The sequence below is a fragment of the Bradyrhizobium sp. AUGA SZCCT0431 genome (assembly GCF_018131065.1).
Classification (GTDB): Bacteria; Pseudomonadota; Alphaproteobacteria; order Rhizobiales; family Xanthobacteraceae; genus Bradyrhizobium.
In genome coordinates this window covers 56,574-78,631 of sequence record NZ_JAFCLR010000002.1, presented here as the reverse complement: position 1 = coordinate 78,631, position 22,058 = coordinate 56,574, and the positions used below count along the sequence as shown (strand labels likewise).

20 protein-coding genes are annotated in these 22,058 nt (G+C 62.9%); 8 read left to right on the top strand and 12 right to left on the bottom strand.

The window, feature by feature from the left end:
- Positions 1 to 82: 82 nt before the first annotated feature.
- Positions 83 to 940 carry a pyridoxal kinase PdxY gene (gene pdxY, locus JQ567_RS02055; RefSeq protein ID WP_212437257.1) on the bottom strand — a complete coding sequence of 286 codons (858 nt, stop codon included), beginning with the start codon at positions 938 to 940 and terminating at the stop codon, positions 83 to 85.
- Positions 941 to 1,706: 766 nt separating this feature from the next.
- Positions 1,707 to 1,997 (bottom strand): hypothetical protein, encoded by a 291-nt coding sequence (locus JQ567_RS02050; protein WP_212437256.1) that lies wholly within the window; start codon positions 1,995 to 1,997, stop codon positions 1,707 to 1,709.
- 369 nt (positions 1,998 to 2,366) lie between these two features.
- On the opposite strand from JQ567_RS02050, the gene JQ567_RS02045 reads away from it, so the two are divergent.
- Entirely contained in the window at positions 2,367 to 3,428 is a 1,062-nt protein-coding gene (locus JQ567_RS02045; RefSeq protein ID WP_212437255.1) for a dipeptidase, read from the top strand.
- Positions 3,429 to 4,131: 703 nt separating this feature from the next.
- Here JQ567_RS02045 and JQ567_RS02040 read toward each other — a convergent pair.
- The 4 genes from JQ567_RS02040 to JQ567_RS02025 all read right to left on the bottom strand — a co-directional run bounded on the left by JQ567_RS02040 (position 4,132) and on the right by JQ567_RS02025 (position 6,924).
- Positions 4,132 to 4,749 (bottom strand): GyrI-like domain-containing protein, encoded by a 618-nt coding sequence (locus JQ567_RS02040; protein WP_212437254.1) that lies wholly within the window; start codon positions 4,747 to 4,749, stop codon positions 4,132 to 4,134.
- A 223-nt stretch (positions 4,750 to 4,972) separates the two neighbouring features.
- Positions 4,973 to 5,188, bottom strand: a complete 216-nt coding sequence (locus tag JQ567_RS02035; protein WP_212262085.1) for a hypothetical protein — start codon at positions 5,186 to 5,188, stop codon at positions 4,973 to 4,975.
- A 293-nt stretch (positions 5,189 to 5,481) separates the two neighbouring features.
- Positions 5,482 to 6,315 carry a hypothetical protein gene (locus tag JQ567_RS02030; protein WP_212437253.1) on the bottom strand — a complete coding sequence of 278 codons (834 nt, stop codon included), beginning with the start codon at positions 6,313 to 6,315 and terminating at the stop codon, positions 5,482 to 5,484.
- A gap of 264 nt (positions 6,316 to 6,579) precedes the next feature.
- The gene (locus tag JQ567_RS02025; protein ID WP_212437252.1) at positions 6,580 to 6,924 is read right to left on the bottom strand and encodes a tRNA-binding protein; all 345 of its coding nucleotides are present in this window, start codon (positions 6,922 to 6,924) and stop codon (positions 6,580 to 6,582) included.
- A 251-nt stretch (positions 6,925 to 7,175) separates the two neighbouring features.
- Between JQ567_RS02025 and JQ567_RS02020 the strand changes: the two genes are divergently transcribed.
- The 6 genes from JQ567_RS02020 to JQ567_RS01995 all read left to right on the top strand — a co-directional run bounded on the left by JQ567_RS02020 (position 7,176) and on the right by JQ567_RS01995 (position 11,632).
- Positions 7,176 to 7,445, top strand: a complete 270-nt coding sequence (locus JQ567_RS02020; RefSeq protein ID WP_212437251.1) for a hypothetical protein — start codon at positions 7,176 to 7,178, stop codon at positions 7,443 to 7,445.
- 878 nt (positions 7,446 to 8,323) lie between these two features.
- Positions 8,324 to 8,701 carry a helix-turn-helix transcriptional regulator gene (locus tag JQ567_RS02015; RefSeq protein WP_212437250.1) on the top strand — a complete coding sequence of 126 codons (378 nt, stop codon included), beginning with the start codon at positions 8,324 to 8,326 and terminating at the stop codon, positions 8,699 to 8,701.
- Positions 8,694 to 9,221 carry an arsenate reductase ArsC gene (locus JQ567_RS02010; RefSeq protein WP_212437249.1) on the top strand — a complete coding sequence of 176 codons (528 nt, stop codon included), beginning with the start codon at positions 8,694 to 8,696 and terminating at the stop codon, positions 9,219 to 9,221. The genes JQ567_RS02015 and JQ567_RS02010 overlap by 8 nt, the downstream gene beginning before the upstream one ends.
- Positions 9,221 to 9,919 carry an MIP/aquaporin family protein gene (locus JQ567_RS02005; RefSeq protein ID WP_212437248.1) on the top strand — a complete coding sequence of 233 codons (699 nt, stop codon included), beginning with the start codon at positions 9,221 to 9,223 and terminating at the stop codon, positions 9,917 to 9,919. The genes JQ567_RS02010 and JQ567_RS02005 overlap by 1 nt, the downstream gene beginning before the upstream one ends.
- Positions 9,916 to 10,323 (top strand): arsenate reductase (glutaredoxin), encoded by a 408-nt coding sequence (gene arsC, locus JQ567_RS02000; protein ID WP_212437247.1) that lies wholly within the window; start codon positions 9,916 to 9,918, stop codon positions 10,321 to 10,323. The genes JQ567_RS02005 and arsC overlap by 4 nt, the downstream gene beginning before the upstream one ends.
- Before the next feature lie 49 nt (positions 10,324 to 10,372).
- Positions 10,373 to 11,632: an adenylate/guanylate cyclase domain-containing protein gene (locus JQ567_RS01995; RefSeq protein WP_212437246.1), complete on the top strand. Its 1,260-nt coding sequence runs from the start codon at positions 10,373 to 10,375 to the stop codon at positions 11,630 to 11,632.
- Positions 11,633 to 11,725: 93 nt separating this feature from the next.
- On the opposite strand, the gene JQ567_RS01990 is transcribed toward JQ567_RS01995, so the two are convergent.
- The 6 genes from JQ567_RS01990 to JQ567_RS01965 form a co-directional block, all read right to left on the bottom strand.
- A complete protein-coding gene (locus JQ567_RS01990) occupies positions 11,726 to 12,943 on the bottom strand; it encodes a multidrug effflux MFS transporter (protein WP_212437245.1) in 1,218 nt (405 codons plus the stop codon).
- A gap of 228 nt (positions 12,944 to 13,171) precedes the next feature.
- A complete protein-coding gene (locus JQ567_RS01985) occupies positions 13,172 to 14,425 on the bottom strand; it encodes an MFS transporter (protein WP_212437244.1) in 1,254 nt (417 codons plus the stop codon).
- Positions 14,426 to 14,639: 214 nt separating this feature from the next.
- On the bottom strand, positions 14,640 to 16,709 hold the full coding sequence (locus JQ567_RS01980; protein ID WP_212437243.1) for a peroxidase family protein: 2,070 nt from the start codon (positions 16,707 to 16,709) through the stop codon (positions 14,640 to 14,642).
- 188 nt (positions 16,710 to 16,897) lie between these two features.
- Entirely contained in the window at positions 16,898 to 18,664 is a 1,767-nt protein-coding gene (locus JQ567_RS01975; RefSeq protein ID WP_212437242.1) for a flotillin family protein, read from the bottom strand.
- 1 nt (position 18,665) lies between these two features.
- Positions 18,666 to 19,328: an OB-fold-containig protein gene (locus JQ567_RS01970; protein WP_249165174.1), complete on the bottom strand. Its 663-nt coding sequence runs from the start codon at positions 19,326 to 19,328 to the stop codon at positions 18,666 to 18,668.
- Positions 19,325 to 20,455 carry a PspA/IM30 family protein gene (locus JQ567_RS01965; RefSeq protein WP_212437241.1) on the bottom strand — a complete coding sequence of 377 codons (1,131 nt, stop codon included), beginning with the start codon at positions 20,453 to 20,455 and terminating at the stop codon, positions 19,325 to 19,327. The genes JQ567_RS01970 and JQ567_RS01965 overlap by 4 nt, the downstream gene beginning before the upstream one ends.
- A 121-nt stretch (positions 20,456 to 20,576) precedes the next feature.
- Here JQ567_RS01965 and JQ567_RS01960 point away from each other — a divergent pair, with 121 nt between their 5' ends.
- Positions 20,577 to 21,974, top strand: coding sequence for an Nramp family divalent metal transporter (locus JQ567_RS01960; RefSeq protein WP_212437240.1), 1,398 nt, complete (start codon positions 20,577 to 20,579; stop codon positions 21,972 to 21,974).
- Positions 21,975 to 22,058: the final 84 nt, after the last annotated feature.

Below are 22,058 nucleotides of genomic sequence, written 5' to 3'. Positions count from 1 at the left end.
CCCTTTCTGTGATCTGGAGCATGCCTCGCGCCGAACACGGGTTCTGTGACTCACATCACGCCTGACCTGTCGGCGCTTGAACCTACGATCCGCCAATTGCGACCGCCTCGAACCGCCGCTTCGGATTAACGAGTTCCGGTCCGCTCTCGACGATCCGCATTTCCTCCGTGCCGCGCGCCGCGGTGCGCTCCAGCACGGCTGATATCGCTGACGCCGCGTGGCCGAGCGCTTCCGGTGTGGCTTTGTTCTGAACGCGCGCGGCGGTGAACAGCGCGGCGAACAGGTCGCCGGTGCCGTTCGGGCTGATGGGAACTTTCGGCGTGCGCACGCGCCAGGCGTTTGACTGCTCGATGGCGAGGGTCTCGATCTCCCCATCAGGCGTATCAGACAATTCGGCCGACGTGACGACAACCGTCGATGGACCGCGCGCCATCAGTGCGCGCGCCGCATCCAGCATTTGAGCTGACGTCGTGGACTTCGCCCCGCACAGCCATTCGAACTCGAAATGATTGGGCGTGATGATGTCGGCGAGGCCGCACAGCCGGTCGCGCACCAGCGGCGGGATGTCGGCTTTCACGAACAAGCCGCGGTCGCGATCGCCGAGCACGGGATCGCAGACATAGCAGAGGGCAGGGTTGCGAGCCTTGGCGCGCGCGACGAAGTCGGCGACGACGGCGGCAATGTCAGCCGAGCCGAGATAGCCCGACAGGATCATCTCACAGGTGTCGACCGCCCCGCGCTCCTCGATCCCGAGCAGGAGATCAGCGACCAATTGCGCCTCCAGCACCCGGCCGCGGATGGTTGGATAGCCCGGCCGGTTGCTCAGCAACGTCGTCGGCACCGCAATGACGTCGATGCCATGCATCTGCATCGGAAACACCGCGGCCGAGTTGCCGACATGGCCGTAAGCGACCTGGGACTGGATGGAGATGACGGTCATGGCATTGAATGTAGCCCGGATGAAGCACAGCGCAAAACTGTCATACCCCGCGAAGGCGGGGTATCCAGTACGCCGCGGCCTCTCGGTTCTATCATCGATGTCTCTGGAATACTGGGTCACCCGCCTTCGCGGGTGACGACAGTTGAATATGTGTTCGCGATCTCGCGACGCATTGCGCCCGAGCTTTGCCAGAAATTCCTTGCCCTCGAAAATGAAGAGGGCGCAGGGAAGACCGGGTGCGCGCTGCACCCGCGGTCTCGCGTGCGATTTGCACAAAACAAAATGCACACGAGCATACAGGTCCAGCGGAGAGCATCCGGCCTTCCCTGCGCAGTGGCTTTACGACTTATATCGTGCTCTCCCTGGTGAACGGGCTTTCTTGCCACCATTGCCCGCAAGAAGCGTTTGGCTCCTCGCGAACGTGACGCCAGCAACGGGGCGCCAGGACCACCGTGACGACGGCCGACGCCCTCTGAGTGGGACGGGATGGCGATATATGTGCCCCTGATTTGCCTTCTGGAAAAGCGAAATATTTTTTATTTCAGGGCTTGACATCGTTTCCGAAAATCAGAATTGATTTGCCCCGGCTTCGCCAAGGCTACGCCGGGCGCGGCCGTCGGGTTGATTTGCCGCAGGTCTGCAGCGGGATTTGATTTGCGCCAGGGGCGACGCAGTTGATGTAGCCCGGATGAGCAAAGCGATATCCGGGGTGGCGTTGGAGTGGTCCCGGATGTCGCTTCGCTCATCCGGGCTACTTGCTTCGGCCCTACGGCCTACGGACTACGTCCTTCTTCGAAATCCGGATCGACACGGAGCCGCGGCGCATGTCGGTGATCCCTGACGATCTGAGAAATGCGCGCCGCTGGACGAAACCCTCATCGGGGTCCGCGGTAATACAGCCATCCTGCAGCTGATCGTCGAGGAATACGCTGACATCATAACCGTCCGCGATCAGCGCCAGATGATTGCGGTAGCCGGGATCGAACATCACGGACGATATGCGGCCAAGGAAATGCTGTTGTACAAAGCGGCGGAGTTCAAATGCGTCCGCGGTCATCACACATAGCTCCAAATCGATGCGTGATGCTGGCTGAACAATGCGCTTGTCCCGGATTTGTTCCTCCGGAATCCACCCCCCGTTAAGCTGTCGTCCCTGCGTACGCAGGGACCCATACGCCGCGGCGGAAGCTATCTGGGCACACTGCTGGACGACTTTCCTTGCAACAACCGCTCACTGTGGCTATGGGTCCCTGCGTACGCAGGGACGACAAGCAGCGACATCCGGGATGGCGTTGCAGTGGTCCCGGATGTCGCTGCGCTCATCCGGGCTACTTGCTGACGGATAGAGGTTGCGCAGGGACCGGTTCTGCGGAAAATGGCAGGCGATCTCGCAACTCGCGATATCTGTCACGGGCACCGGTAAACAATGACCACCAACATTTCCATCTTCGACGGCCATAACGATGTTCTGCTGCGTCTTTACAAGTCGGCTTCCAGCGACGTGGTGTCCGATTTCTTGGGCGGCGAAGACGCCGGCCATATCGACCTGAAAAAGGCCAGGGCCGGAGCTTTTGTCGGCGGTCTGTTCGCGATGTACTCGCCATCGCCAGGCAATTTTGCGTCGCTCAGCAAGCAGATGACGGGCGGCCGTTATGCGGTGCCGCTTCCTGATCCGCTTCCCATCGAAGAGGCACGGAAATCCGTTGCCGGTGAGCTGGCGATCCTGATGCGGGTTGTCAGGAGATCGCGGGGCGCCGTGGCGCTTTGCAAGACGACCGCGGAGATCCATTCGGCGATCGCGCGCGGAGCGCTGGCGGTGGTGCTTCATCTGGAAGGCGCCGAAGCCATCGACGGTGATCTGCATTTTCTGGAGGTGCTGTACGCGGCGGGCCTGCGCTCGCTGGGACCGGTCTGGAGCCGGAACAACATTTTTGGTCATGGCGTCCCGTTTCAGTTTCCCGCCGGACCGGATACCGGCGATGGCCTGACCGCTGCCGGTGAAAAGCTCGTCAGCGCCTGCAACGAAATGAAGATCCTCGTCGACCTCTCGCACATCACCGAAAAGGGCTTTTGGGATGTCGCGCGCCTCTCCACAGCGCCGCTGGTCGCGACGCATTCCAACGCGCATGCGTTGTGCCCTTCGCCGAGAAACCTGACCGACCGGCAATTGGCCGCGATCCGCGATTCCGCAGGCATGGTCGGTCTCAACTTCGCGACCTGCTTTCTTCGCCCTGACGGCAGCATGATCGCGGATACGGATGTCGAACTGATGGTGCGTCAGCTCGACTATCTCATCGACAAGCTCGGCGAGGACCATGTCGGATTTGGATCGGATTTCGACGGCGCAACCGTGCCGGCGAAAATCGGCTCGGCGGCCGGGCTGCCCGTGCTGATCGAGGTTCTCCGGCAAAGTGGATACTCCGAGCCGCTGTTGAAGAAGCTGGGCTCGACCAATTGGTTCAATCTGCTCGAACGCACGATTGGCTGAAACCGGGAGTCGTCGACCTCCTGGCGACCACGCCGCCACCTGCCGCCCGCAACGGGCTTCGGCTGACATGCGCTCTTTGAGTTCGCGCGTTCCTTGGAAAATTCGGGGTGCTCCGAAAGAGTAGCTGTTGTTCGCGCTTCGGAATGCGACCTGCTTCACGCAAACAGGTCGGGCGCCGGCGCGCGTGAACTTCACGTCGGGGGCGGACTCGCGTTTCCAGAGCCAGTCCTTGGCGAACGGCCCCGCGATCCGTTATTCGAGATCGGGGTGATAAAATCTCTGTGCAGGGCAGTTGGTCTGTTGGCGCCATCGAACAACACGGTAACGCCCGTGTTGCTAGGGCTCACCTCGACAACGATCCCAGTCTGCCCGGCCAGTTCCGGGCATCGAGCGGCTCCGAGTTCACTCATCTTAAAACGAGTGCCGACGACCAATCTGGTGGTTTTCTGATCCATCCCTGAAGCTATTCAATAGTGAAAAGGTCTTTCTGCTAAAATGTAATGGTGCCAACTGGTTATAAAAATTAATTGCGCGACTCAGGTAGCGACCAATTTAAATCGTTCCGGGTTTGGTCGTCTGTTCGATACCCGACATTTCGGGCAGGTGCCACTTTTTCCCGGGAACCCGAATGAAGCGAGGGGCGTGTACGGCGCTAATTAGTATTGGTCGCAGGCCGCGTTCTTTTGGTTCAAAGGGCGGGGCCTCAGCCAGCGCTTCTGACCGGTTGCCGCAGGATCGTCTTGAGCTTTTCCGGCGGCGTCCGGCGTGCATCGCTGAGATGGATCTCGTGATGCGGCCCTGAAAACGTCACCCCCATCGCAGGCATGATGTCGTGGTGAAGCCTGGCGAGCACCGGGCCCTCGTCGTCATAGCTGCCGACATGCAGCGTCTGCAGGCATCGCCCTTCGTCCAACGGCTCGAGGCGCAGCGAGACCGGAGGCTCTCCGAGCTTGTCCCGCGATCTTGCGAGCGCAGCCTCGTACAGGGGCCGCTCGACGAAGTCGGGCACCATGATCATCATCGTCCATTGCCACAGATGCTCCCGCCGCCCGACAAAATCGTCGGGATTGTCGGCCCACCAAAGGCCTTCGAGCGGCGGAACGACGTAGTCCTTTCCCGATGCGGTCTTGCTGGCAAATTTCATCGCGTAGCTCAGCGAATACAGCCACTCGATGGCGCGCTGATAGGCTGGATCACGATTGGGGTCGCCTTCGCCGTTGATCTTGACGAATTGCATGGCTGGCATGTCGACGGTGGCAAAACTGCCCCTGGGCGCGCTGTAGAATGTTGCGAGCTGCTTCTTGAAATCGATCTTGTCCACGTTCGTCGCGGTTCGCTAGATGCTGCGCTGTGTCGCGTTCCGGTCCAATCCGCATGCAATGGTACAATCCACCGCTTGAGACAGGTAGCGGCGGATTGCGCAACGCGAATCCGCCGTACGAGCTACGGGCTGCGAATGGTTGGCAAGCATGTCGCCAACGTCAAGCGCGACGTGGTGCGCTAGCAGGCGAGGGCGCCTCTCATCCGAGAGGCGGCGCATTCCATCATGCTTCGTCTTTGGGCACGTATTTGCCCGCGATGCATTTGTATCTCTGTAGTTTCCATTGGTGATACGGACCCTTGGCGAGCCATTCGGCAATGCCGATTTGCGCATTGACCATACAGGCGGTCATGGTGATGCCTGACTGCTCACTGTTGGTGACGACTTTCTCCAGGCATAGCTGGCCGTTGCAGAGAACGGCGACAAGAGTAACGAGCATGGCGTCCTTCGTTGATAGGAAATTCCCGGTCAACTAACTCCATGCAGGCTTCATGCCATGATTCTGCATGCGCCGTACGCAGCCAAAGGCTTTCCCGGTAATACTACGGGCGCGCGAAACCAAACGCCGCAAGCGCGCTACTCGGTGGGAGATTAGCGCAACGGGTCCGTCCAATGCGCGGCCCGATGACAGGCTCCGGCGTAATGCGCCGCTTTAGAAAAATACGTAACGGCAGATTACGCCTTCCGCCTTCGCTCTTCGAGCTACGGCGGACAAGCCGGCTCCAATCCGCTCTACGGGCTACGGGGTGACCATGGCCATGACACTGACGGTTGCGGTTTTTTGGCTTGCGGCCGCACCTGACTTGGCGCCGGCTTTTGCGTCTGGGCGACATTGGCCGACTGCCGCGGACGCGGCAGTGGTGTTCCGGGCATCACCTTTGGCTCTTCAGGGATCATCTTTGGCTCTTCGGACATCGCCTTTGGCTCTTCGGGCAGCGCGTTTAACTCCGAAGCGCTGGCGATGATGCGGGCGAGTTGTTGCTGGCTTGCGTTGACGCGATCGGTCAGCGTCTGGCTTTCGCGCGCCATCTGGATCTGGGTCGCCCTGAGCTGGTCGATGATGCCGTTGTTGCGCGCGATTTCCTCTCGCCCCGCCGCCAATTGGCTTCTGAGATTTTCATTGTCGCGGACCAATTGTTCTTGCGTCACCCTGAGCTGTTCGACCGTTTGCCTCAAGGCAGCGAGATCGCGCGCCATCGGTTGGAGTTGCTGCTCCAATCCGGCAGACGCGGCAACAGCAGCCGGTGCGGCGTCTTTCGGCGCAGCGGCTTCCGGCGCAGCCTGTGTCAGAGCTATCGGATTTGAGGGGGCCGTCATCGCCGTATCGGCGGAGGACGACCACCACCAGGCGACGACACCAATGGCTGCTGCCAGCAGGCAACCGGCGAAAGCCACATGGCGCCAATCCGTCAATCGGCGACTCGTTGGCGGCGGGACGCTCGACGTCTTCATGCTGGGCGGCGGGGCCGAAGCATTAAATCCCGCTTCGCGCGCCAGGTTCGAAAGCTGCTCCTCCAGGCTCGCGATCTGCCCTTCGGCGAGCCTGTCGCTCATTGTGGAACTCATTTGGTGCTCCGTATCAAATGCAATGGCACCCGCCTGAAAGCGATCCGCACATCTGCGTTTTAACGCAGCCGAGGAGGCGGAACTATGTTCACGGCCGGAGAACTACGGAAGGAACTCTGACCCTTTGCGGGCGCGCTTCATTCATCGCCTGGTGGGATAGGCGGATTGGCCCAACGGTTCCGCGCAAGGCGCGGCCGGATGACAGGGTTCCGGCGTGGTACGAGCAGCCTGCTACGTGCACTGGCCTCGACGCCGCACCAAGCGTCAAAAGATCGGCTCGCCGATCGCGACCTCGCTGCGCGGACCAAGCACGATCACGTTGCCTTCGGCATTCCTGGCGCCAAGGATCAGCAGTTCGGACGTGAAGCCGGCGATGTTCTTCGGCCCGAAATTGCAGACGCACACGACCGGCGAGCCGAGCAGGTCGGCGGGCTGATAGTTCGTGATCTGCGCGCTCGACCACATGATCCTGTCAGCGCCGACGTCGACGCCGACCTTGACGGACGGATTGCGCGCGCGGGGGAACGGCTGGACGTCCACGATCTTTCCGATCCGGATGTCGAGGCGGGCGAAATCGTCGTAGGTGGCCTGGGGTTTCAGGACAGTCATTTATCGCTCACGGTTGGTGCGGACGGCGGCTACATGAGGTAGCGAGCGCAGCTTAAGCAAGCGCCTTGCGGCGACCGCGCAAGTCCCCACCGCGCGCCCCGAAAATTCCAGCGAACCTCCACGGCTCCTCGCGCGACCAACACGCGGTTCTGCATTCCATCATCACGTTTTTGTGCGTTGCAGCATTGAACTATTGCATTGCAACAATTGACATATAGATCAGCATTCCAAGCCATCGAAGGAGAATTGCCGTGAAGAAGATTTCCCTGTCCATCGCCGCCGCTGCCGTGTTCGCCATGACGGCTGCTGGCGGGGCTGTCGCAGCCGAGTTGCCGGCTTACGAAAAGGCAGGCGTGCCGGTCTCGGCCGTGCAGGTTCAGGTGCTCGGCGCTGAAGGCGTCCAGCAAGCGTCGCCGGCCGCCACGTCGGTCACGCCCGTTCAGCTCAGCGTCCTGACACCGCGGAACAAGATCACGACCGCCCAGGGCCGCACCGAAACCATCGGCCGCGCCATTCAGTGAGGACAGATGCTTGATCGGCGCTTCGACCGGCGCCGATGCATGAGCACCTTGTCGCGTTTGCAGAAAGCCCGCGATGTCGTCGCGGGCTTTTTGTCGTGATGAGGGCGCATAACGGCGAAGCAATGTGTTGTTAGGAATTGATCCGCGCTGATTTGCGCGATTCCGATTCGTTCCTTGCGAACAAACTGGAGTCGGATGGAGAACAAAGCCGCCTTGGCTGATCCATACTGCGTAGGGGCTAGGCCAGCAGGGCGCTTTTGTTGTGTCGATCATGACAATGATGGTCCATACGTCCGCGATCTCGCGGCGTGAAGCGCCCGAGTTTTGCGACTTGCTGACCCTCCCCAAGTGAGAAGGGCGCAGGGAATGCCGGATGCGCGCTGCACCCGCGGTCTCGCGTGCGGTTTGCACAAAACAAAGTGCACACGAGCATACAGGGCAGCGGAGAACATCCGACATTCCCTGCGCAGTGGCTTTACGGCTTATATCGTGCTCTCCCTGGTGAACGGGCTTTCTTGCCACCATCGCTCCTGATCAGCGTTTGGCTTCTCAGGAACTTGACGCCAGCAACGGGGCGTCAGGACCACACGGCTTCGCCGTACGCCTCTGTCGCGTTACGTCTCCGCAACATCGGCGTCCACCGCAACCCGTCCAACGTCCGTGACGACGGCCGACGCCCTCTGAGTGGGACGGGATGGGCAATATATGCCCCTGATTTTCTTTCGGGAAAAGCGAAATATTTTTTATTTCGGGGCTTGACATGGATTCCGAAAATCAGAAGTGATTTGCCCGTCGGGCACCAATTCGCGGATTGTCGTCGGCAAGGCATCGCCCTGGACCGGCTTGACAAGCGTACCTATATCCATAAGTCTGGATATATGGAATCTGAACAAGCCATTCTCGCGCTCGCCGCGCTGGCGCAATCGACCCGGCTCGAGGTGTTTCGCCTGCTGGTGAAGCACGAACCTCAAGGGCTGGCGGCCGGCGATATCGCCAAGGCGCTGGCGGTGCCGCAAAACACGATGTCGTCGCATCTGGCGATCCTGTCGCGCGCGGGGCTGGTGACGGCCCAGCGCTTCAGCCGCTCGATCGTCTACCGCGCCGATCTCGACGCGTTTCGGGCCGTCATGCTGTTCATGGTCAGGGATTGCTGCGACGGACGTCCTGAAATCTGCGCGCCGCTGATCGAAGACCTGACGCCGTGTTGTCCGCCGAAACCGAAGAGCAGGAAAGCCCAAAGGAGAATTCATGTCTGATCGCATGTACAATGTTCTCTTCCTTTGCACCGGAAATACCGCCCGTTCGATCCTGGCCGAGGCGATTCTGCGGAAGGATGGCCATCGCTACTTCCGCGCCTTCTCGGCGGGAAGCCAGCCGAAGGGAACGGTAAATCCGTTCGCGATCAGGGTCTTGAATAGCCTCGATTATCCGACCGGCGATTTGCGCTCCAAGAGCTGGGAGGAGTTCGCGCGCCCCGGCGCTCCCGTGATGGATTTCATTTTTACGGTTTGCGACAACGCTGCAGGCGAGTCCTGCCCGGTGTGGCCCGGCCGGCCGATGACGGCGCATTGGGGCATTGCAGACCCGGCGGAGGTTGTTGGTACCGACATCGAGCGCGAAGCGGCATTCGTCGAGGCATTCCGGTACATGAAGAATCGTATCGCCGGGTTCACGAGCCTGCCGCTGAGCAGCATCGATGCCCTGTCGCTGGGAACGCGGCTGCGCGATATCGGCCGCATCGATGGTGCCAGTAACGGTCACGAGAAGGCGAGTTAATGTCCGATTTTGATCTTCCGCGCCGCCTGACCGCCGAAGCCCTCGGCACCGCGATATTGGTCGCAACCGTGGTTGGCTCCGGCATCATGGCGGAAACGCTGACCAAGGACGTTGCGCTCGCGCTGCTCGGCAACACGCTGCCGACCGGCGCGATCCTTGTCGTGCTGATCAGCATTCTCGGGCCGATCTCGGGCGCGCATTTCAATCCCGCGGTTTCGCTGGTGTTTGCGCTCCGGCGCGAGCTGACCGCGCGCGAGGCGTTGTCGTATGTGGCGGCGCAGATCGCCGGCGGCATCGCCGGAACCATCATGGCGCACGCGATGTTCGGCCTGCCGCTGCTGGATGCCTCGCTGAAGGTCCGAACCGGCGGCGCGCAATGGCTGGCCGAAGGCGTGGCCGCGTTCGGCCTGGTTGTCACGATTCTCGCCGGCATCCGGTTCAATCGGCCGGCGATCCCCTGGCTGGTCGGGCTTTACATCACGGCCGCTTATTGGTTCACGTCGTCGACCTCGTTTGCCAATCCCGCGGTCGCCATTGCCCGATCTTTCACCAATACGTTTTCGGGAATTCGTCCGACCGATCTGCCCGGCTTCATAGCCGCCGAACTTTTGGGCGCCATCCTTGCGATGATGCTGATGGGCTGGCTGCTGCGCGGGGCAGGCGAAGTGACCGCAACTGCGAAGGAAGCTCATACATGAGCGTGACCATCTATCACAACCCGTCCTGCGGCACTTCACGCAATACGCTGGCAATGATCCGCCAAAGCGGCGAAGAGCCCGAGGTGATCGAATACCTGAAGACGCCGCCGAACCGCGCCCGGCTGGTCGAACTGATTGCCGCCTTGGGCATCTCCGCGCGCGAATTGTTGCGCGAGAAGGGCACGCCCTATGCGGAGCTCGGCCTTGCCGATCCCAAATGGAGCGACGACGAACTGATCGATTTCATGCTCGCCCATCCGATCCTGATCAACCGGCCGATCGTGGTGACGCCGAAGGGGGTGCGGTTGTGCCGGCCGTCGGAACTGGTGCTCGACCTGCTCGACCGTCCCGTGGCCTCCTTCGTGAAGGAAGACGGCGAAGTCGTCGTAGCGGGGAAAACGTAAGGGCTGCGGCAGGCTTCCGTCTGTCACGATTGCGCGGCATAATGGCGGCATGGAACTCACGCCCCGCCTGCGCCTGATGAACTGGATCGCCCATCAGAGCCTGACAGGCCTGCCCGAGAACGATCTGCTCCGTGGCTTTTGCGAGCGCTGCCGCGCACATGGCATGGAACTGTCGCGCGCCATGGTCATCATCGATACGCTGCACCCGGTGTTCGAGGGCCGCGGATTTCGCTGGAGCGATTCCCAGACCAACGAGAGCGACAGTTTTGAATATGGTTCGAGCAGCGAGGGCGCCGTTGCGGAAAACTGGCGGCGCTCGACATTCTACCATTTGCTTGAAACCGGCGGCGACGAACTGCTGATCGATCTGTCCGATTGCGCGGGGCTCGATTTCAACATGATCGAGGACCTGACCGCCAAGGGTCACAAGCATTTTCTCAGCTTCGTTCACCGTTTCGGCGAAGCCGGCACCATGGGCCAGATGGACTGCTTCTACTCGACATGGGTGACCCGGCGCGACGAAGGTTTTGGCGAGCAGGGGCTCGCTGCCTTGCGCGAGCTGGTGCCGGTGCTCGGGCTTGCGATCAAATCCGCCGCACAGGCTGAAGTCGCGCGGACGCTGGGGCGGGTCTATCTCGGCCGCGATGCATCCGAGCAGGTGCTGCGCGGCCGCATTGCCCGCGGCGTCACCGAGCGTATCAACACGGTGCTGTGGTTTTCGGATCTGCGCGGCTCGACCGCGATCAGCGAGAGCATCGAGCCCGGCCAGATCATCCCGTTCCTGAACGATTATGCGCAAGCCTCGATCGACGCCATCCATGATGCCGGCGGCGAGGTGCTGAAACTGATCGGCGATGGCGTGCTGGCGATGTTCACCAACGAGAACATGGCCGTTGCCAAGCGCACGGCGCTGCGCGCCGAGCATCGTTTCCGGCACAACATGGCTGCGGTCAGCGCTCGCCGTGCCGCCGAAGGCGTGGCGGTGACGACGGCCCATGTCGGCCTGCATGTCGGCGAGGTCTTCTACGGCAATATCGGCAGCGAGGACCGGCTCGACTTCACCGTGGTGGGGCCGGCCGTCAACGAAGTCAGCCGCATCGCCTCGATGTGCCGTTCGGTCGACCGCGAATTACTGACCTCGGAGGCGTTTCGCACCGGACTGGACGCAGCCGGCCGCAACTATCTGGTTTCCACCGGCCGCTACGCGCTGCGCGGCATCGGCCGCGCGCAGGATCTTTATACGCTCGATCCGGACATTGCGTCGGATGAAGTCGTGGCTGGGAAGTACGAGCGGTATCTCGGCAGTTAGGCCGCGTCTTGTAGCCCGGATGAAGCGCAGCGAAATCCGGGAATCTTCGGTTGCCGCGGTTGCGGCCCCGGATTGCGCTTCGCTCCATCCGGGCTACGGATGTGCGGCTTTGGCGCGCAGCGTGTAGAGCCCGACCGCGACAAAGGAAAACACCGTCAGCACCACGCCGAGCGCGAACAGCGCTTCACGCGAGATCGTCGCCGCGAGCCAGACGCCGATCGCCGCCGTCATCATCTGCCAGAAGCCGACCAGCGCGGAGGCGGCGCCCGCTTTCTCGCCGAACGGGGAGAGCGCCTGCGCGGTGCCCAAGGGGTTGACGATGCCCATGCCGAGCAGGAACACGCTCATCGCGCCCAGAAATGGCAGGAAGGTCGGGCTATACAGCGACACCAGCAGCATCGCCAAGCTGCCGGCAGCAGCCGCGAACAATCCGCCGCGGATCGAGCGGTCAAGCCCGTAGCGCGGCGCCAGCTTTGTCGCCAGCATTCCGGCCGCGAATACGATCAGCACGGTGCCGGCGAAGAACAGGCCCAGCTGGATCGGCGTAAAGTGCATCGCTTCGATCAGCACGCGGGGCGCGGCCGAGAACATCGCGAACAGACCGCCCATGATCAGGCTCACGGTCGCGGCCGGTACCACAAAACGCCGATCAGCGATCAGGCCAAGATAGTTTTTGGCAATCGCGAGCGGGTCGAGCGGTGTCCGCGTCGCATGATGGGTCTCGCCCAGAACCATGCCGTAGGCGAGCGCGCCGAGCACCGCAAAGGCGGCGACGAGCGCGAATTCGGAACGCCAGCCGAAATAGTGGTCGAGCGCGCCGCCGAGCAGCGGCGAGAAGCCAGGCGCCGCCGCCATCGCAATCATGATCAGCGCCATCGCGCGCGCCAGCGCGGCGCCGGAGAACAGGTCGCGCGCAATGGCGCGTGACAGCACGGAGGTGGCGCAGGCGCCGGCGGCCTGGACCACGCGGCCGGCGAGCAGGTTGGGCAGGTCGGTGGCGAGGCCGCACCAGACGCTGCCGGCGAAAAATACGGCGAAGCCGATCAGCACCGGCCAGCGGCGGCCGTAGCGGTCCGAGATCGGCCCGACCACGAGCTGGCCGACCGCGAACACCGCGAGGAAGATCGTGATGGCCGATGTGACCGCAGCGCTCGTGACGTGCAGCGAGGCTGCCATCTGCGGCAGCGACGGCAGCAGGATATTGGTCGCCAGCGTCCCGGTGGCGGCCAGCGCCGCCAGCACCGCGATCTGCAGCACGATGGAAGAGGCCTCGGGACGGGGGCTCGCGATCGCTACGGTCTGGTCGGCCATGGAGGGTTCCCGTTTTGATATGAAATGATATGTATCATATAAAGTGGAACGTGAAAGCCGAAAGGACGTCGGTGGATATTTTAGAAGAAAATGCCCGTTAAGGCCGTCATTGCGAGCCACCGGGTCGCGCGAATGCGCGCCCGATGACAGGCTCCGCGAAGCAATCCATCCCTCCGGGGAAAGAAAGAATGGATTGCTTCGCTGCGCTCGCAATGACGGGGAGGGGCCTCAGCACGCCCGCAGCGCCGGTCCGTCGCCGACCATGTCCGGCTGCCGCGTCAGCGAGACCGCCGGCGACATCAGGATCACCAGCGCTTGCGCGGCGAAGATCGCGGCCGCCAGATAGAGGCAGGCTTCGGCGCTGTAGAGGCCGCCGACGATGGCGCCGAGCGCCGAGCCGAGCGGGCGCGCGCCGTAGCTCATGATGTTGATGGCGGAGACGCGCCCCAAGAGCGACGGCGGCGTCACCGATTGGCGGAGCGTGGTGGTGGAGATCACCCACAGGATAGGACCGACGCCGAGCAGGAAGAAACTCAGGCCCGCGAGCAGCGGTGACGGAACGACGGTCGTCAGCGCCATCACGGTGGCAGCGACGAAACCGGTCACCGGGCCGAGCCCGATCACGGTGCCGAAGGCAAGGCGCTTCATCACCCGCGTTGCCAACAGCGCCCCGACCACCATGCCGACGCCGTACATGGCGAGCGTCGTGCCGACACCGGTGGCGGAGAGGCCGAGGTGACGCACGGCATAGGGCACGAACACCGCAAGCAGCAGGAACGAGGCCGTGTTGAAGATGAACTGGGTGATGAACACCGGCCGCAGCAGCTTGTGGTGCAGCACGAAGTCAGCGCCTTCCTTGATCTCCTGCAGTGGATGGCGGCGCGGGGCGGGCGCGCGGGCGGGCTCATAGATACCCGACAGCAGCACCACCGCGATGACCGACAGCGCCGCGGCAAATCCGAAGGCCGGCGCCGCACCGACCCATCCGACCAGCACGCCGCCGAGCGCGGGGCCGCTGGCGAACGCCACGGTGCGCGCCAGTTCAATCCGCGCATTGGCCGCGGGCAGTTGCTCCGGGTTCACCAGCGACGGCACCAGCGCCGGCGCGGCGACGCTATAGGCGACCGTGCCGCACACCGCGATGAAGCCGAGCAGAGCCAGCAGCGGCAGCGTCATCCAGCCGAGCCAGATCAGCAGCAGGATTCCGCCGAGCGCCGCTGCACGCAGCGCTTCGGAGCCCGCCATCAGCCAGCGCCGCGAGATGCGGTCGGCGAGCAGGCCAGCCGGGATCGCAAACAGGATGAAGGGCAGCGTCAGCGCGGTCTGCAACAGGCCGGTCTGGCCTTCGCCGACGCCCAGCAGCAGCACCGCGACGATGGGGGCGGCGGCCAGCGCTACCTGCTCGGCCGATTGCGCGGCGAGGTTGGACCAGGCGAGGCGGTTGAAGGTCGGCGGCAGGCGCGTTGCATCGGCGGCGGACATGGCGTCATTCCCTGATGGCTTTATCGGCCGTCATTGTCCGACGACAGGACGGTCCAACCCACCCGTTTCCCGACAAGCTGTGGGGCAACGAAAAAACCTCCACACGTGGTCGTGTGGAGGTTTCTCACCTTGATGTGTCAGCGATGTCTCCCAACACCTGTCAGTGATCTGTCCGGGCTAAACTTGTTCCGGCCATCCACGTCTTGCTGACCCATCAGACGTCGAACAGAAAGTCGTGCCTGCTGAGCTCATAGGGCCGCACACCCATCAATTCGATCCAGTCGTCGCCGACCTGCACGATCGTGTTGCCGTGGTTGCTCGAGATTTTCACATCTCGAAAGTCGAGGCGCCCGGCATGTTCGAACACCAGCAGGTCGACGCCGGGATCGAAGTCGGTGATCTTGGCTTTGGTGGTGCCGGAATCGAACACGAAACGATCCGAGCCGGCATGGCCTGTCATGGTTTGCTTGCCGGTTCCGGCGAACAGGTAATCGCCCTGCGGACCGCCGATCAGGGTGTCGGTGCCATCGGAGCCGATGACGATCTGGCGGGCGTCGGGGTCTTCGGACTCGACGCCGCCGGCAAGGCCGGTGTGCCGGACATAGGTGACGAACACGTCGTCCTGGATGTGCTTGGTGTCGGTGTTGCGCAGGATGATGTCGGCCAGCGTCGTGCCCTTGATCTCGGACAACGTCCGGGCGTCAAAACCCTGGTTCTCGAACCAGAGCCGGTCGCCATCGCGCAGCGCCTCGAACTGCATCGTCAGGATGGCCTGGAAGGTTTCGCCAACAAGCGCGCCGGGGACATGGTTTTCCGACAGGCCGCCGGTCCACAGGCCGACATTGTTGACATTGCCGTAGGCCGCCTTCAGCCCGGCCAGCGTCTCCGGGTCGCTCGTGATCTGGCTGAAATCCGTGTAGGGGTCGAGGCCGAGCGCTTCGCGGGTCTGGTTGAGCGTGCCGAGGCCAAGGTCGCGTGCGCGCTGGATATTGATCGCGGCGAGATCCATCGACACCGGCGCATCGACCAGAAAATTTCGCAGATCCTCGACGATGCGCGCATCGAGCGCCTGCGAGGGATCGGCGGCCAGATGGCGCAATTGCCCGTCGGCGCCGCCATTGTCGATGAAGTCTGCCGCCGGCTGGAAGAACACGTCCTTGAGGTCTTCCTCGGAGCCGGCGATGACTTCGCCGTTCTCAGCCAGGCCTTCGGTTTCACCCGACACGATCGAATGTCCGAAGCGGAATGCCGCGGCGACGAATTCCAGCGTCAAATGCGGATCGACATTGGGGTCATAGCCGTCATAGGGCGTGAGCGCGTCCTTGCCGACGAGGTTCGGCAGGAATTCGGAATAGGTGATGTTGGCGATTTCCGCCGACACGATGGCGCGGGCGTAATTGTAGAGCTGGTCGCCGCTCCAGTTCGGATGCTCATGATGCAGTTTGTCGACCTGGTAATTGTGTTCGCGCACGAACAGCGTCTGCAGCGCGGTCAGCGCCGGATTTTCTGCGGCACGGCCGTCGCCGGCCACCACCATGCCGTTGACGATGGGCAAATTGTCTCCCGCGGACGTCTTCATGTGGCCGTCGGCGGTACGCAGGCTGGCGGCGATCGCCGCGCTCGACCCGTAGACCATCGAGGCGTCGAGCCATGCGGAGTTGGAATTGACCGCCATCGCCGGATTGGATGTGCCCGCACCGGTCGTGGGATCGATGACGGCGCGGGTGATCCGAATGATGGTGCCGGCGGGGAATACAGGATCGCCCACGGGGACCACGACGCTGATGTCGTTGACGCCGTCGGTTCGGGTCAGCGTCATGTCGTGATCGATGAACTGGCCCCAGGCGTACATGAACGCGGAAACACCTTCCGGGTTCGCCACGTCGGCATCGCCGGCGCCGACCACGAGATTGCTGATGGTGCGCGGATTGTTGCCGCCCAGCGGCACGGAAATGCCGTCGGCAAAATGCGCCGTGCCGATGCGCGCGAATTCGGTGCCGGCGGCGTTGAGGGTGGAATCCGACCGGTTGTTCTGCGAGCCGTCGAAGCTCCGGTACTCGATTTTTACCGGCTGCGGACCCGGTTGGCACGACGGGCCATCATGCGGGCCATGAGAACCGTGGCCTCCATGAGAACCCTGGCCCCCGTGAGAGGGGTGGGCGTCGTGCGAGCCATGTGAACCGTGAGGCTGGTGCGGCAGGAAAAAATGCTGGGAAAAATTGCCGAAGTGGAAATCGTCATGGTCTCCGTCCTTGCCGCCAAAAGCCCGCTTGAGCTGACGCATCGACCGCCTCCCTGACTTGCAATTGAGAATTATTCGCAACTAGTGTCACTAATGAGAAGCATTTGCAATAAGGAAATGAAGAGGGACGAATGCGCCGTGCCCGGCAGGCGTAAAAAAAGCCCGCCGCATCGACTGCGGCGGGCTTCTCTCTGTTTGCGATCTGACGGCGGATCAGGCCGTCATGACGGCTACGACTTCGGTCCGAGCGTCGCCTTGCCTGTGCCCGAGATGGTGTTGGGTGGGGTATCCGCGGAGGCAACCGGCGCCGCTGGCGCCTCCACTTCAGTCAGCGGGCCGCTGCCGGCACGCAGCGCAGTCAACAGGCTGGTCATGGCGTCCGGGCCAGCCGGGAAGCCGGCCTCGCCGAGAATCTTGTCGATCATCGGCTTGAACGCCGATACCGACAGCAGCTGCGCGGCGAGACCGTCGCCGAGTCCGAGACCGCCATTGCCGCCGCCATTCATCGCGCCGTTGCCGCCGCCACGACCGAGCATGCCGCCGGTGTCGAAGATCCGGATGTCGGAGATCTTCTCGATCGGCTTGACCGCTTCGGCCAGCGCGCCCGGAATGATGTTGATGCGGGCGAGGTTGAGGTCGTACTCGATCATCTCGGCACCGAGCTTGTTGCGGGCCTCGGCCTTGAGCGCCGCCACCTCGGCTTCGGCCTCGCCGAGCGCCTTGACGCCGGTCGCGCGCGTGGTCGCGGCGGTGGCGTCGGCCTGGGCCAGCACGTTGATCGCTTCGGCCTTGTTGGCGGCGGCCTGCCGTTCGGCTTCCGCCATCACCGTGATCGGCATCGCGTCGGTTTCCGCCACCTTGCGCGCCGCGATCACGTTGATGATCTTGTCGCGCTCGGCGATTTCGGTGGCGCGCGCTGTCGTGACCTTTTCTTCGGCTGCGATCGCCAGCGCGCGCGCCGTTTCTGCGATGGTCTGCGCTTCGGATTGCTCTTTGTTCTTGGTGGCGACGACGATCGCCGCTTCCTGCGCCACGATCTGCAGATCACGCTCCATTTCGGTGGTGCGGCGCTTCACCGCCAGATCAGCCTCGATCTTCTTGGTGTCGCGGGCCTGGTTGGCCTCGGTCTGGACGTTGGCGACCGCCAGTTCCTGCTGGATGCGGTATTCGGCCTCGTTCTGCAAAGCCGTCTGCTCGACCTGCGCGGTCTGCGCGCGCATCGCGGCGGTCTTGTTGGCGATGTCGCGCTGCTGCGCCAGTTCCGCCTCGCGCTTGGTGCTCTCGATCGTCAGCGTGGTCTGGCGCGCGACCAGGTCCTGCTGCGCGATGTTCACCTCGGTGGTGCGGACGATCTGGTTGCGCTCCTGCTCACGCTCCTTGGTGATCTTGGTCAGCGTGGTGAGGCCGTGCGCGTCGAAGAAATTGCTCGGATTGAAATGCTTGATGTCGCTCTGGTCGAGCCTCGTCAGCGAGACCGATTCAAGCTCGAGGCCGTTGTTCTGGATGTCGGCGCCGACCGCGTCCTGCACCGATTTGACGAACGTCGCGCGCTGTTCCTGCAGCTCTTCGAGATGCATGGTGGCGGCGACCGAGCGCAGGCCGTCGACGAATTTCGCCTCGATCAGTTCGCGCAGTTCAGCAGCGTCGTTGGTGCGGTTGCCGAGCGTCTGCGCGGCCAGCGCGATCGACGACATGTCCGGTTTGACGCGGACATAGAATTCGGCGCCGATGTCGACGCGCATGCGGTCCTTGGTGATCAGCGAGTCCGGACCGCCGCGGGCGACCTCCAGCCGCAACGTCTTCAGATTGACGGCTGCCGTGGAATGGAAAACCGGAAGCACGACGGAGCCGCCGTCGAGAACGACTTTCTGGCCGCCGAGGCCGGTTCGCACATAGGCTTCGTCGCGGGTCGAACGCCGATACAGCGTCGCGAACATGAAACCGATGATGACAAAGAGAAGGACGCCGATAGAAACCGGTACTGCAAGTTCCCACATGTTATGCCCTGTCTGATGACTGCTGTTGTGCAATGAGGTCGGCTGGTGCGGAGATGGCGATAAAGCTCTTGGTGTCGCGGTCGACCAGCAACACGCTGCTGCCGACCGCAAGCGCTTTCGAATCGTGGCTGGCGCGCGCCGGCACAGAGTGCCAGTTGCCGAAGACATCCTTGAGACGGACGCGGCCGGGCAGTCCCTGGTCGAGCGGACCGATCGAAACCACGGCGATCTGGCCGACGAAGTCGGCTTCATCGACCGCATAGGTCTCATCGCGCGGGATCACGCGTGCGATGCCGCGACTGGTGGCCCGGACCGCCGGTATGGTGCCGATGATGGCGGCGACCGCGGCGATCGAGGCCGGGAGAGAAATTCCGACGCTGTGTGCGACGGCCTGAATGAAAAATCCTGCGATCGAAAAGATGCCGAGCGTCAGCAGCAGGAGAATCAGAAGCGGAACGCGCCCCGCATTGATCCAGAAAAACAGGCCGGAGATGGCGCTGTGGCCGTCGGCCTGGATCTCGACGTCCTTGCCGACGATGTGGCTGAGCGAAAACCCAACCATCGTCGACAGCAGTTCGATCACGGCCAGCACGATCACGATCGCCGCGGCAACCGTGAAGGGCCGGACGTCGGCCGCCAGCAGGAGGTCGATCACGGCGCTCATTGCGAGGATTTGATCCGCGCGAGACGTTCGCTGATCGCCTTCTCGCGATGCAGCCGATCGAGCTCATCAAGGTCCTTGTCGCCGGATGCGCTGCCGGCGGGAACGCCGGTCACGCGCGAGATCGCGGCCATGGCCCGTTCGGCTTTCGCCGTTTTCGAAGCCGGGGCGGAGCGGCCGGCCTCCTGCGGGGCATGTTGCGCGATGCTTTTCTCGAGATCGGCAAGCCGCGCCTCGGCTTCCCGGCGCGCGCCCAGCATCGCCTGCAGCGCCTGGGTCTGTTCCTCGATTTCAAGCTGGACGAATTCCATCGCCCGGCCCAGCGCCGTACCCTGGGATTCCAGATCGATCTGACGCGCGACGCCGGCGCGCGCGAGGTCCTCGCGGTTCTCGGAGACCGCCAGGCGGACCTTTTCGGTCAAGGCGGCGACTTCGCCGTCCAACTCCTCACGTCGCCGCTTGAGACGGAATTCTTCGGCGCGGGACTTGCCGAGCGCGCTGCGCGCTTCGTCGGCGCCGGCGTCGATCTCGCGGATCGCCTGTTTGACGAGGGCCACCTTGTTGTTGTCTTCCACATCGTCAATCGCCTGACTGGCGATGGCGGCAAGCAGGCGGCCGCTGCGTGCGAGGATACCTTCGTGTACCATGGTCTTCTCCTCCGGTTGGATTGATGTCGATTTGACGCCGATGTGGATCTCGTAAGCGTGGCCGTCTGAGACCAGGTGAGCCGGGAAGGGACTTTCCCAACCGGCGAGGTAGCCCGGGACTTCGAATGGAACCATGACGCGCCCTCTGACTGTGCTGATGGTCAGCGTTGTTGGTCCCTTGATCGCGAACAGTTTGTCGTCGAGTGGGATTCGGCGGTTCATGGTCCCGGCCACGTAGCTGGCGCGGTCGCGCAGGCCGAGGGTCACCAGACGTGCGGGCAGGCCGGTCTCGACGCGAATTTTCTCGTAGGCCTGCGCATGGAGCGACACCAGGTTCGCGCCTGATGGCGCGACGTCCTCCAGGATCTCCATCATCCGGTGATAGGCCGCAAACGTCGCCTCGATGGCTTCGACGCCGGCTGCGTCGGGAGCGAGCGCGTAGCGCAGTGTGGCGGCCGGGGTTTCGGCAGGTAATTTGATCATGACTGGATCATAAAGCACTTCCTGAGTGCTTTACAATGCGCGCACCGGTATCATTTTCGTGATCATCAGATGCAGTTGCAAATTAGTTGCAATAAGGGCGAATTTCGACCATCCTGTTGAGATGGATGCGCGAACGCCCGAATTGGGCCGAGGGACTAATTCGGAGAAACGGACTGTGGCCTTGCAGGACGCTGCCGGCTGGCGCGCCGACGCCGCCGCGAACAGGCAGCGCAGTCTGGCGGAGGTCAACGCGACCATCGCAGTGCCGCTCGGTGGCCATTGGACGCGCCGGCTGCTGGCGTTTCTTGGGCCCGGCTATCTGGTTTCCGTCGGCTATATGGATCCCGGCAATTGGGCGACCGATCTCGCCGGCGGATCGAAGTTCGGCTACACGCTGCTGTCGGTGATCCTGCTGTCGAACCTGATGGCGATCCTGCTGCAGGCGCTCGCCGCACGGCTCGGCATCGTCACCGACCGCGATCTCGCACAGGCCTGCCGCGCCAGCTTTTCGCGTCCCGTCAATTTCATGCTGTGGCTGGCCTGTGAGGCCGCGATCATCGCCTGCGATCTGGCGGAGGTGATCGGCACCGCGATTGCGCTGAAACTGCTGTTCGGCATTCCCCTGATCGGCGGCGCGCTGATCACCGCGCTTGACGCCTTCCTGCTGCTGCTTCTGATGAACAAGGGTTTTCGCTTCCTCGAAGCCTTCGTCATCTCGCTCCTGATCGTCATCGCGGTCTGCTTTGCGATCCAGATCTTCGCCGCTGCGCCCCCCGTTGCCGCGCTGCTGCGCGGTTTCCTGCCGTCGACCGAGATCGTCACCAATCCGGAGATGCTGTACATCGCGATCGGGATCATCGGCGCCACCGTGATGCCGCATAATCTCTATCTGCACTCCTCGATCGTGCAAACCCGCGCCTATCCGCGCACCGACGAGGGCCGGCGCGATGCGATCAAATGGGCGACCACGGACTCGACCATCGCGTTGATGCTGGCGCTGTTCATCAACGCCGCGATCCTGATCGTTGCCGCCTCGACGTTCCATTCCAGCGGCCGCACCGATGTGGCCGAGATCGGGCAGGCGTATGAACTGTTGTCGCCGCTATTGGGCCTCGGGATCGCCTCGACGCTGTTCGCCGTCGCGCTGCTGGCGTCCGGCCTCAACTCGACGGTGACCGCGACGCTGGCCGGCCAGATCGTGATGGAAGGCTTTTTGCACCTGCGCCTGCCGAACTGGGCGCGGCGTCTGGTCACCCGCGGCGTCGCCATCGTCCCCGTCGTCATCGTCACCGCGCTCTATGGCGAGAAGGGCACGGCCAACCTGCTGGTCTTCAGCCAGGTCATCCTGTCGATGCAATTGCCGTTCGCGGTGATCCCGCTGGTGCGGTTCGTTTCCGACCGCCGCAAGATGGGCGATTTTGCGATCTCCCGTTCGGTCGCCACGCTCGCATGGATCGTCGCCGGGATCATCGTGACGCTCAACGTCAAGCTGCTCTACGACACGCTGTTCGGCGGCTGACAGCTGGACCCGTAGCCCGGATGAAGCGAAGCGCAATCCGGGAATCCCTCAGGCGGTAGCAGTGGCCCCGGATTTCGCTGCGCT

Bases quoted from the DNA above. Each gene is read 5' to 3' on its own strand.
- pdxY (WP_212437257.1), bottom strand. From the start codon at position 940: ATGACCGTCATCTCCATCCAGTCCCAGGTCGCTTACGGCCATGTCGGC.
- JQ567_RS02050 (WP_212437256.1), bottom strand. From the start codon at position 1,997: ATGACCGCGGACGCATTTGAACTCCGCCGCTTTGTACAACAGCATTTC.
- JQ567_RS02045 (WP_212437255.1), top strand. From the start codon at position 2,367: ATGACCACCAACATTTCCATCTTCGACGGCCATAACGATGTTCTGCTG.
- JQ567_RS02035 (WP_212262085.1), bottom strand. From the start codon at position 5,188: ATGCTCGTTACTCTTGTCGCCGTTCTCTGCAACGGCCAGCTATGCCTG.
- JQ567_RS02030 (WP_212437253.1), bottom strand. From the start codon at position 6,315: ATGAGTTCCACAATGAGCGACAGGCTCGCCGAAGGGCAGATCGCGAGC.
- JQ567_RS02025 (WP_212437252.1), bottom strand. From the start codon at position 6,924: ATGACTGTCCTGAAACCCCAGGCCACCTACGACGATTTCGCCCGCCTC.
- JQ567_RS02015 (WP_212437250.1), top strand. From the start codon at position 8,324: ATGGAATCTGAACAAGCCATTCTCGCGCTCGCCGCGCTGGCGCAATCG.
- JQ567_RS02010 (WP_212437249.1), top strand. From the start codon at position 8,694: ATGTCTGATCGCATGTACAATGTTCTCTTCCTTTGCACCGGAAATACC.
- JQ567_RS02005 (WP_212437248.1), top strand. From the start codon at position 9,221: ATGTCCGATTTTGATCTTCCGCGCCGCCTGACCGCCGAAGCCCTCGGC.
- arsC (WP_212437247.1), top strand. From the start codon at position 9,916: ATGAGCGTGACCATCTATCACAACCCGTCCTGCGGCACTTCACGCAAT.
- JQ567_RS01995 (WP_212437246.1), top strand. From the start codon at position 10,373: ATGGAACTCACGCCCCGCCTGCGCCTGATGAACTGGATCGCCCATCAG.
- JQ567_RS01990 (WP_212437245.1), bottom strand. From the start codon at position 12,943: ATGGCCGACCAGACCGTAGCGATCGCGAGCCCCCGTCCCGAGGCCTCT.
- JQ567_RS01985 (WP_212437244.1), bottom strand. From the start codon at position 14,425: ATGTCCGCCGCCGATGCAACGCGCCTGCCGCCGACCTTCAACCGCCTC.
- JQ567_RS01980 (WP_212437243.1), bottom strand. From the start codon at position 16,709: ATGCGTCAGCTCAAGCGGGCTTTTGGCGGCAAGGACGGAGACCATGAC.
- JQ567_RS01975 (WP_212437242.1), bottom strand. From the start codon at position 18,664: ATGTGGGAACTTGCAGTACCGGTTTCTATCGGCGTCCTTCTCTTTGTC.
- JQ567_RS01970 (WP_249165174.1), bottom strand. From the start codon at position 19,328: ATGAGCGCCGTGATCGACCTCCTGCTGGCGGCCGACGTCCGGCCCTTC.
- JQ567_RS01965 (WP_212437241.1), bottom strand. From the start codon at position 20,455: ATGATCAAATTACCTGCCGAAACCCCGGCCGCCACACTGCGCTACGCG.
- JQ567_RS01960 (WP_212437240.1), top strand. From the start codon at position 20,577: ATGGATGCGCGAACGCCCGAATTGGGCCGAGGGACTAATTCGGAGAAA.